The sequence below is a fragment of the Streptomyces griseosporeus genome (assembly GCF_014656055.1).
Lineage (GTDB): Bacteria > Actinomycetota > Actinomycetes > Streptomycetales > Streptomycetaceae > Streptomyces > Streptomyces griseosporeus.
The window spans coordinates 602217-617378 of record NZ_BNBR01000001.1; the positions used below are offsets into that span (position 1 = coordinate 602217).

The window sequence follows — 15162 nt, forward strand, 5'->3', positions numbered from 1 at the left end:
CCGGGAAGAGCACCCCAGGGCCGGCTGCCGCACCACAGGGCCGGCTGCCGCATCGCGGGTCCTGCGCCCGCGCCCCGCGGCGGCACCGGGGTCTCCTCCGACCGCGGCGCGGATGCCAGACTCTCCTCTGTGCCGATCACCTTCGACGACCTCCTCGACCGTGCCCGCGCCCTCGCCGACCGCCGGCCGCGGGCGATCCTCGGGATCACCGGAAGTCCGGGCGCCGGGAAGTCCACGCTCGCCGAGCAGCTGGTGCGCGCCCTCAACGGGGACGGGCCGCCGTGGGTGGCGCATGTGCCGATGGACGGCTTCCACCTGGCCGACGTGGAGCTGGAGCGGCTCGGGCGCCGGGACCGCAAGGGCGCGCCCGACACCTTCGACGCGGCCGGGTACGCGGCGCTGCTGCGGCGCCTGCGCGAGGAGGACGACGGAGAGGTCGTGTACGCGCCGGGCTTCGAACGGGTGCTGGAGCAGCCGCTCGCCGGCGCGATCCCGGTGCCGCCCGCCGCGCGGCTGGTGGTGACGGAGGGCAACTACCTGCTGCTGGAGACGGGAGCCTGGGCGCGGGTACGGCCGCAGCTGGACGAGGTGTGGTTCTGCGAGCTGGACGAGGAGGAGCGGATCCGCCGGCTGGTCGCCCGCCACGAGGAGTTCGGCAAGGACCACCGGGAGGCGGAGGCCTGGGTCCTCGGCACCGACCAGCGCAACGCCGACCTGGTGGCGGCGACGCGGGAGCGGGCGGATCTGGTGGTGCGGGACGTCGTAGGGTGGCCGGGTGGGTCTGGACATCACCGTACTGACGCTGGACTGGGGGGAGTTGGCGCGAACCCCGGAGGCTGAGCGGGAAGGCCTGCTGTACGAGGCCATGTGCCCGGAGGACGAACCGGCCGAGGCCGGCCCCGAGGCCGGGTGGGTCCTGCCCGCCTCGCCCCGGGTGCCCTGGTGCGCCCGGTACGAGTTCTCCCGCACCCTCGGCTCCTACAAGCCGCACTTCTGGGCCTCGGAGGGCTGGTCCAGGGCCCGCCCGCACGCCGCGCCGCCCCTGCGCGACGCGCTGGACGCCTTTCTGCGGGGCCTGATCTGGCCGGGCGACGATCCGGCCGCGGGGGACGACGAACCGTCCCTCGGCCTCGTCCTGCCCGCGCGTCCGCGCCGGATCCTGGCATGTCCCCCGTCCGCCACCGCGGAGCGCGCCGCCCACTGGGCCCGAGCCGAGCCGCTGCTGGCGGGGCTGCGCGGGGCGTACGACCGGCACGCCGCCGCCCCCGGCGGCTGGATCCCCGACTTCGCCGCCTTCGCCGCCCTGGTGGGCCAGTGGGGCGAGGTGGTCACCGGGGCCGCCGGACGCGGCTGGGGGGTGCTGGGTCTGACCGTCTGAGGGAACAGTCCAGCACGCTGAACTCCGGCGCGTGCCGAGCCGTACCCCTGGGTACGGCGGAAGGTCCGCCGGTACGACGCGTGCGGCGGCCGCCCCGCGCGGCGGGAACGGGTGCACAGTGGGCGCATGCGCCTGCCCGCACCCCGCTTCCGTCCCCGCGCGGGCGGCGGTGCCGCGGGACGGACCATGACGAGCGAGCAGCAGGCGGTCCTCGCCCCCGCGAGCCCCGACGAGGCGCCCCGCGGCCCCGGCGAAGCGCCCCGCGGCCCCGGTGAGCCGCCCCCGGTGCGGGCGGCGCGGCGGCGCCGGCTGCTGCCGCTGGTGGTGGCCCTGCTGCTCGGTCAGATGGCGGTCGCCATGGTGACCACCGCCGTGCAGCAGACCCCGACCATCGACGAGCCGGTCTACGTCGGCACGGCCGCCGTCTACCTGCGCGAGCACAGCCTGCGGCTCAACCCCGAACACCCGCCGCTCGGCAAGCTGGTGATCGCGGCCGGGGTGGCGCTCGCCCGCCCTCACGTCGACACGTCGTTCCGCGGGGACCAGGGGCAGGTGGGGCGGCATCTGCTGTACGAGTCGGGCAACGACCCGGGGCGGCTGCTGCTGTGGGCGCGGCTGCCGGTCATCGTGCTGACGCTGCTGTGCGGGCTGGTGGTGTTCGCCTTCGCCCGCGAACTGGCCGGGCCGGCCGGCGGGTTGCTCGCGCTCGCGCTGTACGCCTTCTCGCCCGACGTGATCGCCCACGGCTCGCTGGCGACGCTGGACGCGCCGACGGCCGGTTTCCTGCTGACGTCGGCCTGGCTGCTGTGGCGGGCCCGGGTCCGCCCGCGCCGGTGTCTGCCGCTCGCCGGGGCGGCGCTGGGCGCGGCGCTGGCGACGAAGATGAGCGCGCTGCCCGCGGTACCGGTGCTGCTCGCGCTGGCCGCGCTGTCGGTACTGCACCGCCGGCCCCGCGACTGGCGGCGGGCGGTGATGGGTGCCGGGGTGGTGGCGGTGGCGGCCGTGGCCGTGGTCTGGGCGGCGTATCTCGCGGTGGACCCGCGGCTGCGCTGGGCGCCGCCGCAGCCCGTCCCCGCGGTGCACGGCCTGCGGGAGCTGCTGGTGCGGGTGCTGCCGTTCCCGGAGGCCTACCGGGACGGCCTGCGCATCCAGTTCGCCTTCGAGGACCGGCCCTGGCAGGGCTTCCTCTTCGGCCGTCTCTACACGGGCGCGCTCTGGTACTACCTGCCGGCGGCCCTGCTGGTGAAGACCCCGCTGGGCATGCTCGCGCTGTGGGCGGCCGGTGCCCTCGCGCTGTGCGCGGTACGGCGGCTGCGTCCGGCGGCGCCCTACCTGCTCGCGCCGGCCCTCGTGCTGCTGGTGGCGGCGATGCAGGGCGCGCGGGACTTCGGCACCCGGTACGCCCTGTTCGTGCCCGTGTTCGGTGCGGTGGCCGCGGGGTGCGCGGTGCTGCTGCGGGGCCGCTGGACGCCTGTCGTGGCGGGCGCGCTGGCGCTGTGGGTCGCCGTGAGTTCCGTACGGACCTTCCCGTACTACCTGCCGTACTCCAACGAGGCGTTCGGCGGTCCTGCCCGGACCCATCTGCGGCTGCACGACTCCAATGTGGACTGGGGGCAGGACCTGGGGCGGCTCGCGGACCGGCTGCGTGAACGGTACCCGGGCGAGCGGGTGTGGCTCGTGTACAAGGGCAGTGGTGTGCCCTCCGCGTACGGCATCCACGCCGCCGATCCGCGTGCGGTGCCGCCCGGGCGGGTGCGCGGGCTGCTGGTCGTCTCCGACTCCGCCGCGGCGAAGGCGCGGGGGCGGCTGGCCGGGCTGCTGGCCGACGCGCGTGCCGTCGACGACGTCGGCCACTCGATCACGATCTACCGCAGATGAGGCCCGCGGCCCCGGTCCGCGTCACTTCTCCTCGTAGTCCTCCGGCCTGACCTCGGCCTCCTCCATCGCCTCCCGCAGCGTGCGGCCGCTGGCCCCGCGCTCGCGCCCCTGCTCCGCGGAGCGCTGCTCGCGTGTCTCCAGCACGTCGTCGGTGGTGTCGGTCTTGCGCCGGTTCTCCTCGGGGACGGTCATGGCCCGAGTTCCTCCTTCGTCGTCGGGGTGATGCGGAGCGACGGGTTCCCGTGCGGCGGGCGGGTATCCCCGGCGCCGCCCGGTGCGCCGGGGTCACTGTCCGGCCCTGGTCAGCACGGTGGGTGAGCTATGTTGAGTCACCGTGGGAGACAAAGGAGGCGCACCCGTGCCCTCGCCGCAGCAGGCACGCGCCCAGGCATCAGCGATCACCTCGGGAAAGACCGCGCCGGAGGCGGAGGCGTCCCCGACTTCCCAGCTCAGGAAACTCTTCGACAAACCCCGGCTGTCCCCGGGGCAGCGGCGCATCGCCCAGTACCTGATCGAGCACATCACCGAGGCCGCGTTCCTGTCGATCACCGACCTCGCCGAGCGGGTCGGGGTGAGCCAGCCGTCGGTGACGCGGTTCGCCGCCGCGGTGGGCTTCAGCGGGTACCCGGCGCTGCGCGAGCGGCTCCAGACGATCACGCTCGGGACCCGGGCCGGCGGGCTGGCGGCGGACGTGGTGAGCCGGGGCAACGAGCTGCAGGCCGCGGTGGACGCCGAGATCGAGAACCTGGAGAACCTGCGCCGCGACTTCGCCGATCCCGACCAGGTCATCGAGGTCGGCCGCAAGCTGTCGGAGTCGACCCCGCTGACCGTGCTGGGGCTGCGCATCTCCTCGTCCCTCGCCGAGTACTTCGCCTACGCCGCGCGCCGTATCCACCCGGACGTGCGGCTGGTGACCCTCGGGGGCACCGTCGCCTACGACACGTTGCTGCAGTCGCGGGAGGCGGGCGGCTCCTGGGTGCTGGCGTTCTCGATGCCGCGGCACGCGCAGGAGACCCTGACGGCGGTGCGGGTGGCGCGCACCGCGGGGCTGAAGGTCGCCCTCATCACCGACCTCGCGCTGGGGCAGGTCGCCGACGAGGCCGACGTCGTGTTCGCCACCGGCACCGGCTCCCGCCTCGTCTTCGACTCCTACGCCGCCCCCGGTCTGATGGCGGCGGCCCTCCTGCAGGCGATGACGGACGCGGGCCCGGAGCGCACCCAGGCGCGGCTGGAGGAGTACGAGCAGATCGCCGAGCAGCACCACTTCTTCCTGCGGGACTGACCTTCGGAGATTCCCCGGCCGAAGCGGCGGTGTGCAGGGGCTTTCACCCCCAGCGCGCATGAATGTTTTCATACGTCTTGCAAAGGCGACGGCATATATAAATACTGCTCACGGCCGCACCGCCCGCAGCCGCCGTCCCCTACCCGCGTCGGCGCCCGGGAGCGCGGCCGGGCCTCGCCTGGCGAGCGCCCTGTGGCGGCCCCGGTCATCCCCTAGGCCGGGGCCGCCCCAGACTCGTCGGACACCCCTCGACGCCGGAAGCGATCATCATGTCCCTCACGACGACGCGTACCCGCCCGGACTGGCCGTGCCAGGTCAAGGCGCCGGGCACCTACGACTGGGAGCGCTCGGCCGCCAAGTGGCTGCGCGAGCTGGTGCCGGCGCGCTACGCCGGTTACCCGGCGCTGATCCGCCACCCCGTCCTGCTGGCCCGGCACGCGCAGATCCAGGTCCAGCACGAGATCCGCGTGGCCCGCACCGCCCTGCAGACCGCCCGCGCCGACCTGCCCCGGCTGGGACTGCCCGAGTCGGTCATCGAACACACGATCAAGCTGTACGCGGCCGAGGTGATGCAGCTCCAGCACATCGCCCGCAGCGTCCGCAGCGTCACCCAGGCCCTCGTCGAGCACAGCGCCGGCCGCTGAGCCGGCCCCGGTCACCGCAACCTGCGGGGCGCGTCAGCCGGCCGCGGGCCGGAGATCCGCCTCCCCTCCTGCCCGGTGGCGCGACCGCTGGGGATGCCGGTGCGGCTGTGGCCGGGTGCGCCGTCCGAGCGGTGAGCGCCGGGCACTGATCAGACGCGGCGAACTGTGACATGCTCGATGGCGTGACAAGCGAACCGGTCGACCCGGCGGAGTCCGGCGCCGCGCCCGACCTGGCCGCCCTCACCAGGATCGTCGCACGGCAGCGTGCCGAATTGGACCGGCTCCACGACCTCGCCGCGACGACGGCGGTGCTGGAGCGCGCCAAGGGCGCGGTCATGGCACTCACCGGCTGCTCCCCCGAGGCCGCGTACGAGGAGTTGCTGCGCCGCGCCAAGAGCGGTGGCCGCACGCTGCTGGAGGAGTGCTGGCTCACCCTCGGCACCCTGCTGCCGCCCCTGCCCCGGCCTTCCGCACAGCACCCGGAGCCGGCCCTCACCGCCGCCCCCGTGGCGGACGGTTCCGAGCAGCGTGAGGTGCTCGGCGCCCAGGACGCCGACGCGCTCGCCCGGCTCGGCCGGGCCCTGGTCCTGGTCCGCTCCCCGCAGGACCTCGCGGTGGCGCTGCTGGAACACCTCGCGCACGGCGTCGGCGCCGAAGCCGTCATGATCTTCGCCCGGCTGCCCGTCGGCGGCATGGAACTGGTCGGGCACGCGGGCATCGACGACACGCTGGCCGCGCAGTGGCGTCATGTGCCGCCGCTGCGCGGGGTCGCGCCGTACGACGTGCTGCAGGCCGGCGAGGCGGTGTGGCTGGAGGACATCACCGAGGCCGAGTCCCGGTACCGGCTGATCGGGGACCCGCCCGAGCGCTGGCGGTCACGGGCCTGGCTCCCGGTGGGCCCCGGGGAGCGCACGGACATCGTGATCGGTGTGTTGCGCAGCCGCCCCGAGCCGTTCGGCCCGCGTGTGCGGGAACACCTGTGGGCGGCGGTGGGGCTGTGCGCCGGACGGCTGCACTCCCTCGACGCCCCGCCGGAGGCCGGGACCGACGGTTCCGCGGAGCTCGTCCAGGCCGTGTTCGACGCGCTGCCGGGCGCCGCGCTGCTGCTCACACCGGTGCGCTCCCCGGTCGGCACGGTGGAGGACTTCCGGATCGACGCCGCCTCGCCGCAGGCCGTCGACGCCGCCGGCCGGGCCGGCCGGGATCTGGTCGGGCTGCGGCTGCGGGAGTACCGGCCCACCGTGCCCGACGAGCCGCTGTGGCAGGGCTGCCTGGAGGTGCTGGAGGACGGGAGGCCGTACGAGAGCGAGCCCTTCGCCCAGCGGCAGACGGTCGCCGGCGCCGCCGAACTGGCCACCTACATCGTGCGCGTGGTGAAGTTCGGCGACGCGCTCATGACCACGTGGATCCGCCACGATCCCTCCGACCGGCAGGAGCAGCGGCTCGCGGACGTCCAGCGGCTGGGCAACCTCGGCTGGGCGACCTGGAACCTGGTCACGCACGAGTCGACCTGGTCCGTCCAGGCCTACGCCGTCCTCGACCGGGACCCCGGGCGCGGCCCCGTCCGGCTGGCCGAACTGCCCGGGCTGGCCGTGCCGGAGGACATGCCGGTACTGGCCGGGGCGGTGGGCCGGCTGCTGCGCGAGGGGCGGCCGTTCGACGTGCCGTTCCGGGTCCGCACCCGCCACGGGACGCGGCATCTGCGGGCGGTCGCCGAGGCGGTCACCGACAGCAGCGGCACGCCGATCCAGGTGCACGGGTTCGTGCAGGACCTCACCGCGCAGCGCAGCGCCGAACTCGCCCTCGTCGAGAGCGAGCGGGCGATCCTCTCCCAGCACACCGTGCTGGAGGCCGAGCGGACCATGGCGGCCCGGCTCCAGCAGGCGCTGCTGCCCCTGCCGAAGAGCCCGGTGCTGCTGGCGGGGCTGCGGATCGACGTCGCCTACCTGCCCGCGCAGTCCGGCCTGAACGTCGGCGGCGACTGGTTCAGCGCCATCGAACTGCCCGGCGGCGACGCCCTGTTCGTCGTCGGGGACGTCGCCGGGCACGGCATCGACGCCGTCGCCACGATGGCCCAGCTCCGCTTCACCGCCAAGGGCATGGTCAGCACCGGCTCTTCGCTGACCGGGGCGCTGGCCCGCCTCAACTCACTGCTCCTGCACTCCCGCGACCCGCACGGCACGGCGACGATGATGCTGGCCCGCTACCACGCCGGGGAACGGCGGCTGGTGTGGGCGCAGGCGGGGCATCCGCCGCCGGTGCTGCTGCGCGAGGGGCGCGCGTCGCTGCTGCAGCGGCCCGCGGGCATGATCCTCGGCGCGAGCGACACGCCGCGCTTCCAGGAGGCCGAGCTGCCGCTGGAGCCCGGCGACCGGCTGGTGCTGTACACCGACGGGCTGGTGGAGCGGCCCGGGGAGAGCATCGACGTGGGCTTCGCCCGGCTCCTGCGGGCCGTCGAGGCGCAGACGCCGGACACGCCCGGGGCGACGACGCCGCTGCTGGCCGCGCTGCTGCGGGGCGAGCAGCGGGACGACGTGTGCGTGCTCGACATCAGGATGCCGGTCCGGCACACGTGACCCCGGGGGCGCCCGCCGGTCGCGGACCGGCTATGCCCGGCTGTCCGGGGCCGCCTCCAGGAAGCGGCGCAGGGACGCCTTCGTAGCGGTCACGAAGGCGTCGCGGGTGGTGTCGTCGAGGGCGTCCAGGGAGAGGTAGGGGTTGAGGTCTTCCAGCTCCACCAGCAGCAGCCGGCCGTCGGGGGCGCGGCAGGCGTCGACGCGCTGGATGCCGTGGTCCAGGCCGTTCCAGTCGATGAAGCCGCGGGCGAACTCCAGGTCGGCCGCGGTGGGTTCGTACCGCTCCAGCTCCCAGCGGCGGTCGGGGCGCGGGGCGTACAGGGCGTACAGGAAGGTGTCGTCGACGAAGTAGAAGGAGACCTCGTAGGCGAAGTCGACGTGCGGCTGGACCAGGACGTCGCCGGTGACCTCTGTGCGCAGCCGGGCGGGCGGGACCTTCCGCAGGCCGATGGAGTCGGCGCCCAGCCGCGGTTTGACGACGTACTCGGCGGCCTCGGGCAGCAGGTGCAGGTCCTCGGCGCGGTCGACGGTGGGGATCACGGGGTGCCCGGCGGCGGTCAGCTCCAGCAGGTACCGCTTGCCCGCCATGTCGCCGCGCCCGGTGGGCGGGTTGTACAGGCGGACGCCGCCGGCCAGCGCGCGGGCGCGCAGAGCGCCGTAGGCCTCCGGGTGGGTGAGGACGGGCCCGCTGTTGCGGACGACGACGGCGTCGAAGCCGTCCGCCAGCGCCGGAGCGTCCCCCGGGTGGCACAGGGCCAGGTCGAAGTCCTCGCGCAGGCGGGAGGTGAGGAAGACGTCCTCGTCGCCGTAGCGGCGCCCGCGGGCCGGGTAGGCCAGGTCGGTGACGTAGAGAAGGCGGGGCCGGCGGGGCTGCGACATGCGGGTTCTCCTGCGGGGTCGGTACGGGCAGAGCGTACGGGGCGTCCTCCGGCGGATCTGCACCGGGCACTCAGTACCCCCGATGGAGGGTACTGAGTGCCATCCGGGCGTCCCGGGTGCTACGTTCCGTGCATGAGCTCCAGCAGTGCGGCATCCGGGCGGGACGACAGGGACGGGACGGCGGGCGGGCGGCCGCCCATGCGGGAGGCGCTGGTCGCGGCGGCGTTCCGGCTGTTCCTGGAGCGGGGCTACGAGCAGACCACCGTGGACGACATCGTGGCGCTGGCCGGGGTGGGACGGCGCTCGTTCTTCCGCTACTTCCCGTCCAAGGAGGACGTGGTCTTCCCCGACCACGAGCGGTGCCTGGCGGACATGACCGCCTTCCTCGCGGCGAGCGGCGAGGAGCACGAACCGCTTGCGCGGGTGTGCGACGCGGCCCGGCTGGTGATGCGCCTGTACACCGAGAACCCGGCCTTCTCGGTGCAGCGCTACCGCCTCACCAAGCAGGTGCCGGGGCTGCGGGCCTACGAGCTGTCGGTGGTGTGGCGCTACGAGCGAGCCTTCGCCGAGTACCTGCGCGGGCGTTTCGCCGGCCGCCCCGACGGCACCCTGCGCGCGGACGTGATCGCGGCGGCCGTGGTGGCGGCGCACAACAACGCGCTGCGCTCCTGGCTGCGCTCGGACGGCGAGGGCGACGCGAGCGACGCGGTGGACCGCGCGCTCGGGTACGTGCAGTCCGCCTTCGGCGAGCCGGCCCCGGCGTCGCCCGCCGAGACGCCCGAGGACGTGGTGGTCGTGGTGTCCCGGCGCGGGGCGCCGCTGTGGCGGGTGGTGCAGGAGATCGAGTCGACGCTGGCCCGGGACTGAGCCCGCCGAAATTCAGGGTACGGAGTGCCTTTACGCATGACACTCAGTGCCATAACCTGTGGTCGTGCACGGTCGCACGGTGCCGCGCACGGCGTGCCCGGGCGCCCCGAGCACGCGGGTTTCCGGCCGAGCGCAGGGAGTTGACCAGCGTGTACCACCACTCAGGAACCGCCCTTCAGCAGGCGAGCGGGTCCGCGGCCGGTGTCCTCCAGCCCCGCTCCGAGGACACGGACGCCATCCTCTACCAGCGCTGCACCTGGTGCGGCACCGCCATGTACCACCGGCTGCTGTGTCCGGTCTGCCGCGGCAGCGACCTGCGCACGGAGCGCAGCGAGGGCACCGGCACGGTCCGCCACTCCACCGTGGTGCACCGCAACACCCCCGCCGCGCGCAATGTCTCCCTGATCGAGATGGCCGAGGGGTTCGTCGTGCGCGGCCGGGTGATGGGCCCGCCGATCGGCATCCACAGCGGCGACCGTGTCCGGCTGTCCACCGCCAAGGACCCGGTCCGCGGCGAGCCGGTCTTCCAGCTGCTCGACGAGCCGTACCGCGCCTGGAGCTGACCGGGTCCGACGCGAGCCCCGGCCGCTCGGGCCTGACCCCGTCCGTGGAACCGCCGGGGTCACAGGCGGATGACGACGAGAGCGATGTCGTCGGACACGCCCCCGGCGACATCCAGCCGGTCCAGCAGGGCGTCGGCCAGCGGGTCGGGGGCGAGGGTCCGGTCCTGGGCCAGGGCGGTGATCAGGCGTTCCAAGCCGACGTCGATGTCCTCGCCGCGGCGCTCGATGAGCCCGTCGGTGTACAGCACGAGGATGTCTCCCGGCTTGTAGGGAAGCCCGGCCTGGGGGCGGGGCACGTGGTGCTCGCGCGTGCCGAGGGGCGGGTCGGTGGCGTTCTCCAGCAGGTCGCAGGACCCGTCGGGGTGCAGCAGGACCGGCGGTGGATGCCCGGCGTTGCTGTAGATGATCAGCAGGCTGCGGGTGTCGATGAGGACCTTCACCGCGGTGGCGGCCATGGCGCCGTCCACGGAGCGGGCGTAGATGCCGAGGACTTCCAGGGCCTGGGCGGGGCTGGGGATGGCGCGGATGACGGCGCTCAGGGCGCTGCGGAGCATGCCCATGACGGCCGCGGCGTGCAGACCGTGGCCGACGACGTCTCCGACGGCCACGGCGTAGCGGTCGGGGGGCAGGTCGACGACGTCGTACCAGTCGCCGCACACGTTCAGTGACGCGGTCGCGGGCAGGTAGCGCACGGCGATGTTGGTGTGCCGGTCCAGGTCGGGGACGGACAGCATGGCTTCCTGCAGGGTGACGGCGACCTGCTGCTCGCGGGCGTGGGCCTGGCGCAGTTCCTGGTTCAGCCGGTGCAGCTCGCGGGCGCGCGCGTACAGCTCGGCCGCCATGTTCTCGGTGCGCTCGGACGACTCCTCGCCGGGCCGGCGGGCCGGGGGCGAGCGGACGAAGGCCGTGACGTCCGTCAGCTGCTGGATGATCCATTTCACCGTGCCGTCGGGTCCGCGGAGGGGGGTGTGGATCACGGACCACCACCGCTCCTCGGGCCCGTCCCGCTCACCGGCGGCAGGCACGTCGTACCGCCGGAGCACCGGGGTTTCCGGCCTCCCGGTGGCCAGGAGCCGGTGCAGGGTGGCTTTCAGGTCCCGTTCGGCGTCGTCGTGGAAGCCCGGCTTCTCCGGCAGGGCGTCGAAGAAGTGCTTCCCGGTCAGCTGGTCCTCGGTCCGGCCCGCGGTCCGCAGGCATGCCGGGTTGACGTAGCGGATCACCAGGTCCGCGTCCAGCACCAGGTACGGGCTTGGTGCGGCGTCGAAGAACGCCGTGAAATCGATGTCCGCTGTCATCACGCGCTCCCCGTGGCCGTGAGCGCGACCGTCTGCATCCAATCTACGGGCATTCCGGTGCCCGGGCTCGTTCCCGTGGTCATCACCCGGCACCCGCCCCCGACCGGGTTCCGGAAGCCGCCGCCCAGCAGCCGGGGCCTCGCCGGTCGGTCACGCCCCGCGGCCGGAGCCCCGCCCGTCGGCCACGCCCGGGCTTCGGCGGGGCTCGGCGACCGGCCGCGGAGCCCCGCTCCCCTCCCCCACGCGACGATCCGCCGTGCGCCGTAAGGGAATTGGGCTCGCGGAGAAGGCCGTTTCGGCCAGCGGGCGGCTCCGCACCCGCCGCTCCGGCGACCTTGAGACAAGATCGCCCGCACAGGCAACCCACAGCTTCCGCCACCCGTCCTCCCGGGCACGAGAGGGCCCCGACTGACCGACGGGGCGCCTGAGGACGGGGTGTGAGGAGTGAACCATTGCATTTCGCCCGGCGAATAGGGGTGACCGCCGCGGCGGTCCTCGCCTTGGCGGGGGCCGTGCCGGCGGCGGCCCGGGCGGCGGGACCGCCCGGCGACGCACCGGTGGCGGCCGACGGGAACAGTCTGCCGCCCGACTGGCGGATCACCGGGGAGGGCGCCGAACGGAGACTGGAGTGGCGGGCCGCGGCCGAGGTGCCGATGGGGGACGCCCGCGTGGAGTTCCGCAGCGGTGACCGGCTGCTCGGGGTGCCCGCCCCGCAGCGGGACGGCCGTACCTTCCGGCTGCCGCTGGAGAAGGCCCGCACGACGGCGCTGACGGACCTTCAGGTGACGGCCGGCGGGCGTCGGCTGGACGCGGCGGACGGGCCGTCGGCCCGGCAGGGCCTGCGCGGCCCCGCCCCGGCCGCGCCGCCCGCCGCGCTCCCGGCGGCCCGGATCGACCCGGGCCGGCCGGGTGCGTACCGCACGGTGAGCGGCGAGTACGCCCTGCCCCCGGTACGGCTGCCCGGTTTCGCGGCGCCGGTGGAGATGCGTGCCGAGGTGGTGGCGCCCAAGGGGGTTCGCGGGCCGCGCCCGCTCGCGCTGTTCCTGCACGGCCGGCACGCGACCTGTTACCGCGGCGGCGAGGTGACCGGCGACTGGCCCTGCGCGACGGGGGCGAGGCCGATCCCGAGCCACCGCGGCTATCTGCGCGACCAGCAATTGCTGGCGTCCCAGGGCTATGTGACGGTCTCGATCGCCGCCAACGGCATCAACGGGCAGGACTGGGCGGCCGAGGACGGCGGCGCGCAGGCGCGCTCCTCGCTGGTCCGGCAGCACCTGGCCCGCTGGGCCGACTGGGCCGCCCGCCCGGCGACCGCACCGGCCGCCGTACGCAACGCGCCGACCGCGGACCTGTCCCGGGTCCTGCTCGTCGGCCACTCGCGCGGCGGCGAGGGCGTCAACCGGGCCGCGATGGACAGCCTGTACCCGCCGCCCGCCGCGCAGGACGGCTACCGCGGCCGGGTGCGCTGGCACATCCGGGGCACCGTGCTGATCGGCCCGACGATCTTCGGGCAAAACCCGGTGGCGGACGTGCCGTCGGTGACGGTCCTGCCGGGCTGCGACGGCGACGTCTCCGACCTCCAGGGCGAGGTGTACGTCGACGGCACCCGCGGCGTCAGCCAGGGACGGGCCCTGCACAGCGCGGTGTACGTGGTGGGCGCCAACCACAACTTCTTCAACAGCGAGTGGACGCCGGGCCAGGCCCAGGCGCCCGCCGACGACGACTTCTGGGACGACCCGGACGAGCGTGACCCGGTCTGCTCGAAGGGCAGCCGGACCCGGCTCACCGCCGACCAGCAGCACCGGGCGGGCGCCACCTACGTCGCCACCGCGGCCCGGCTGTTCCTCGCCGGCGACGACCGGGCGCGCGAGCTGCTCGACGGCACCGGACGCAGGGCGCCCTCGGCCGACCCGGCCCGGGTGCTCACCCACGCGGTCGGCGCGGCACGCGGCGCGGGCTTCCTGCCCGACGGCGGGGTGTCGGTGACCGGCGCGCGGCTGTGCTCGGCGGTGGACACCGATCCGCGCGTCGCCTGCCTGGGCGGCGACGGCCACGGGATCTCGCCGCACTTCGCGCAGTGGGAGACACCGCGCGAGCAGGGCCGCCGGGCGGTCGCGCTGAACTGGTCGGCGCCGGGCACCCCGGCGCGGGTCCGCGCGGCGCGCCCGCTGTCGCTGGCCGGTGCCCCGGAGCTGGCGCTGCGGGTGATCGTGCCGCCGGGCACGTCCGGCACGCGCCTCGACGTGGCCGTGGCTGACGCGCGCGGCAAGCGGGCGGTGCTGGGCCAGGTACGGCTCGACGGGCTGCCCGGCAGCGACCGTACCGCCTCCTACTGGGCGCGTGAGGTGCGCGTCCCGCTGGCCGCAGCAGTGCGGGCGGGGCTCGACCTGCGCCGGGTCGCCACGCTGGAGCTGACCCCTCGGTCGGCGTCCGGGCGGGCCTGGCTGATGGACGCCTGGGCCTGGCGGCCCGGCACCCCGGCGGTGCGGGAGGCCGCGCTGCCGCGGGTGGACATCGGGCGGCTGACGGTGGACGAGGGCGACAGCGGTGTGCGCACCTACCGGGTGCCGGTCCGGGTGTCCGGGCACGGCAGCGGCCAGGTGCGGGTGTACGTCCTCGACCCGGCCACCGGCGAGGCACGGGACCGGCTGGTGACGGTGCGGCCCGGCGGCCGTGACATCGACGTGCCGGTGCGGGTGACCGGTGACCGGCTCTTCGGCTACGACGTCACGCACGACGTGGTGGTGAAGGCGGTGCACGGCGTGGTCGTGGGCGCCCACCGCGGCGGGGTCACCGCGCGCAACGACGACCCGATGCCGCGGATCACCGTGACGCCGGTCGCGGACCGGGTGACCGAGGGACAGCCCCTGACCTGGCGGGTCGGGCTGTCCGAACCCGCCGCCGTCGGCATCCAGGTGACCTTCGCCGTCGCACCGGTCACGGCCGGACCCGAGCTGTCCACCAAGGACGTCGACCCGGCCTGGCTGGAGGAGAACACCGGCGAACGCCCGGACCCCGAGCGGCCGTTGTCCAAGGTCGAGTACCTCGCCCTGTGGGTGGACGTCCCGGCGGGCTCGACGAGCGCGGAGGTGAGCCTGCCGACGGTCAAGGACACGGTGGCCGAGCCGGCGGAGTCGGTGCGGTTCCGGATGCTCGGCGAGGACGGTGAACCGCAGAACGGCGGACCGGAGTTGACAGGGACGGTGCTGAACGCGTCGTAACCTTGGTGCCGTTGCCGTGAGCGGCGGCGGGGCTTCACAGTGACGGTGACGGCCGGTCGTGCCCGTGGGCGCGGCCGGCCGTCGCTCACGTGCCGAGGGTGATGCGGATGCCGACCGTCCCGTCCACGCCCCGGCGCAGCCGGCTGCCCAGCAGGGAGAGACGGCCGATCAGGCCGTACTTGCGGGCGAGGAGGCGGCGGTAGCGGGCCGTGGTCTGCGGGTCGCACAGCTCGGCCGTCGCCGGGACCTGGGCGCCGGTGGGCCTGCCGCGCACGTCGCAGGGGCCGACGAGGACGTCGGCGCGGGCGCGGATCCGCTTCACCTTCCAGGAGTCGGCCACCGTCCATACCCCGAGCGTGTCGCCGTCGCGCACCACCCACACCGGGGTGGCGACGGCGGTGCCGTTCTTCCGGTAGCTGGTGAGGAGCAGGTACTTGCCCGCGCCGAGACGTGCGAGGGGGGTGGAGTCCATGCCCGCAGTGTAGGCAGTGCGAAGGTTTCCGTCCTTGCGAGCCCCGTCCGGTGCCGGTGAACGCGCCCGGCCCGTGACCCGTATCAGGGGTGGGCGCTCGACGACCG

Annotated in this window: 13 protein-coding genes; 9 read left to right on the top strand and 4 right to left on the bottom strand. The window is 74.9% G+C overall.

All coding sequences use genetic code 11. From position 1 onward, the window contains the following. Positions 1-129: 129 nt before the first annotated feature. The 3 genes from IE308_RS02690 to IE308_RS02700 all read left to right on the top strand — a co-directional run bounded on the left by IE308_RS02690 (position 130) and on the right by IE308_RS02700 (position 3256). Positions 130-840: a nucleoside/nucleotide kinase family protein gene (locus IE308_RS02690; RefSeq protein ID WP_190216416.1), complete on the top strand. Its 711-nt coding sequence runs from the start codon at positions 130-132 to the stop codon at positions 838-840. Then, a complete protein-coding gene (locus tag IE308_RS02695; RefSeq protein ID WP_190216417.1) occupies positions 776-1378 on the top strand; it encodes a hypothetical protein in 603 nt (200 codons plus the stop codon). The genes IE308_RS02690 and IE308_RS02695 overlap by 65 nt, the downstream gene beginning before the upstream one ends. A 126-nt stretch (positions 1379-1504) precedes the next feature. Then, positions 1505-3256: an ArnT family glycosyltransferase gene (locus tag IE308_RS02700; RefSeq protein ID WP_373314414.1), complete on the top strand. Its 1752-nt coding sequence runs from the start codon at positions 1505-1507 to the stop codon at positions 3254-3256. 21 nt (positions 3257-3277) lie between these two features. Here IE308_RS02700 and IE308_RS02705 read toward each other — a convergent pair whose 3' ends face one another. After that, a complete protein-coding gene (locus IE308_RS02705) occupies positions 3278-3448 on the bottom strand; it encodes a hypothetical protein (protein ID WP_190216418.1) in 171 nt (56 codons plus the stop codon). A 142-nt stretch (positions 3449-3590) separates the two neighbouring features. Between IE308_RS02705 and IE308_RS02710 the strand changes: the two genes are divergently transcribed. From IE308_RS02710 to IE308_RS02720, 3 genes are all read left to right on the top strand, one after another. Continuing rightward, positions 3591-4538 (top strand): MurR/RpiR family transcriptional regulator, encoded by a 948-nt coding sequence (locus tag IE308_RS02710; RefSeq protein WP_110634712.1) that lies wholly within the window; start codon positions 3591-3593, stop codon positions 4536-4538. A 269-nt stretch (positions 4539-4807) separates the two neighbouring features. Next, a complete protein-coding gene (locus IE308_RS02715; RefSeq protein WP_110634709.1) occupies positions 4808-5182 on the top strand; it encodes a hypothetical protein in 375 nt (124 codons plus the stop codon). A 170-nt stretch (positions 5183-5352) separates the two neighbouring features. Continuing rightward, on the top strand, positions 5353-7758 hold the full coding sequence (locus IE308_RS02720; RefSeq protein ID WP_190216419.1) for a SpoIIE family protein phosphatase: 2406 nt from the start codon (positions 5353-5355) through the stop codon (positions 7756-7758). Between the two features lie 30 nt (positions 7759-7788). Here the strand turns inward: IE308_RS02720 and IE308_RS02725 are convergent, their stop codons facing one another. Continuing rightward, positions 7789-8637, bottom strand: a complete 849-nt coding sequence (locus IE308_RS02725) for an ATP-grasp domain-containing protein (protein ID WP_190216420.1) — start codon at positions 8635-8637, stop codon at positions 7789-7791. A 132-nt stretch (positions 8638-8769) separates the two neighbouring features. Here IE308_RS02725 and IE308_RS02730 point away from each other — a divergent pair, with 132 nt between their 5' ends. Beyond that, positions 8770-9504 (top strand): TetR family transcriptional regulator, encoded by a 735-nt coding sequence (locus tag IE308_RS02730; RefSeq protein ID WP_190216421.1) that lies wholly within the window; start codon positions 8770-8772, stop codon positions 9502-9504. A gap of 149 nt (positions 9505-9653) precedes the next feature. Then, on the top strand, positions 9654-10067 hold the full coding sequence (locus IE308_RS02735) for a Zn-ribbon domain-containing OB-fold protein (RefSeq protein ID WP_110634695.1): 414 nt from the start codon (positions 9654-9656) through the stop codon (positions 10065-10067). Positions 10068-10126: 59 nt separating this feature from the next. On the opposite strand, the gene IE308_RS02740 is transcribed toward IE308_RS02735, so the two are convergent. Continuing rightward, on the bottom strand, positions 10127-11362 hold the full coding sequence (locus IE308_RS02740) for a PP2C family protein-serine/threonine phosphatase (protein ID WP_190216422.1): 1236 nt from the start codon (positions 11360-11362) through the stop codon (positions 10127-10129). A gap of 653 nt (positions 11363-12015) precedes the next feature. Between IE308_RS02740 and IE308_RS02745 the strand changes: the two genes are divergently transcribed. Next, positions 12016-14583, top strand: a complete 2568-nt coding sequence (locus IE308_RS02745; protein WP_229908754.1) for a hypothetical protein — start codon at positions 12016-12018, stop codon at positions 14581-14583. Positions 14584-14668: 85 nt separating this feature from the next. Here the strand turns inward: IE308_RS02745 and IE308_RS02750 are convergent, their stop codons facing one another. Further along, positions 14669-15055, bottom strand: a complete 387-nt coding sequence (locus tag IE308_RS02750; RefSeq protein WP_190216424.1) for a PPOX class F420-dependent oxidoreductase — start codon at positions 15053-15055, stop codon at positions 14669-14671. Between the last annotated feature and the right edge of the window lie 107 nt (positions 15056-15162).

What these genes read in the sequence shown, in the direction of transcription:
- IE308_RS02745 (WP_229908754.1), top strand. Translation starts at nt 12,016, where the DNA reads ATGGGGGACGCCCGCGTGGAGTTCCGCAGCGGTGACCGGCTGCTCGGG.
- IE308_RS02720 (WP_190216419.1), top strand. Translation starts at nt 5,353, where the DNA reads ATGCTCGATGGCGTGACAAGCGAACCGGTCGACCCGGCGGAGTCCGGC.
- IE308_RS02700 (WP_373314414.1), top strand. Translation starts at nt 1,505, where the DNA reads ATGCGCCTGCCCGCACCCCGCTTCCGTCCCCGCGCGGGCGGCGGTGCC.
- IE308_RS02740 (WP_190216422.1), bottom strand. Translation starts at nt 11,362, where the DNA reads ATGACAGCGGACATCGATTTCACGGCGTTCTTCGACGCCGCACCAAGC.
- IE308_RS02705 (WP_190216418.1), bottom strand. Translation starts at nt 3,448, where the DNA reads ATGACCGTCCCCGAGGAGAACCGGCGCAAGACCGACACCACCGACGAC.
- IE308_RS02725 (WP_190216420.1), bottom strand. Translation starts at nt 8,637, where the DNA reads ATGTCGCAGCCCCGCCGGCCCCGCCTTCTCTACGTCACCGACCTGGCC.
- IE308_RS02750 (WP_190216424.1), bottom strand. Translation starts at nt 15,055, where the DNA reads ATGGACTCCACCCCCCTCGCACGTCTCGGCGCGGGCAAGTACCTGCTC.
- IE308_RS02715 (WP_110634709.1), top strand. Translation starts at nt 4,808, where the DNA reads ATGTCCCTCACGACGACGCGTACCCGCCCGGACTGGCCGTGCCAGGTC.
- IE308_RS02730 (WP_190216421.1), top strand. Translation starts at nt 8,770, where the DNA reads ATGAGCTCCAGCAGTGCGGCATCCGGGCGGGACGACAGGGACGGGACG.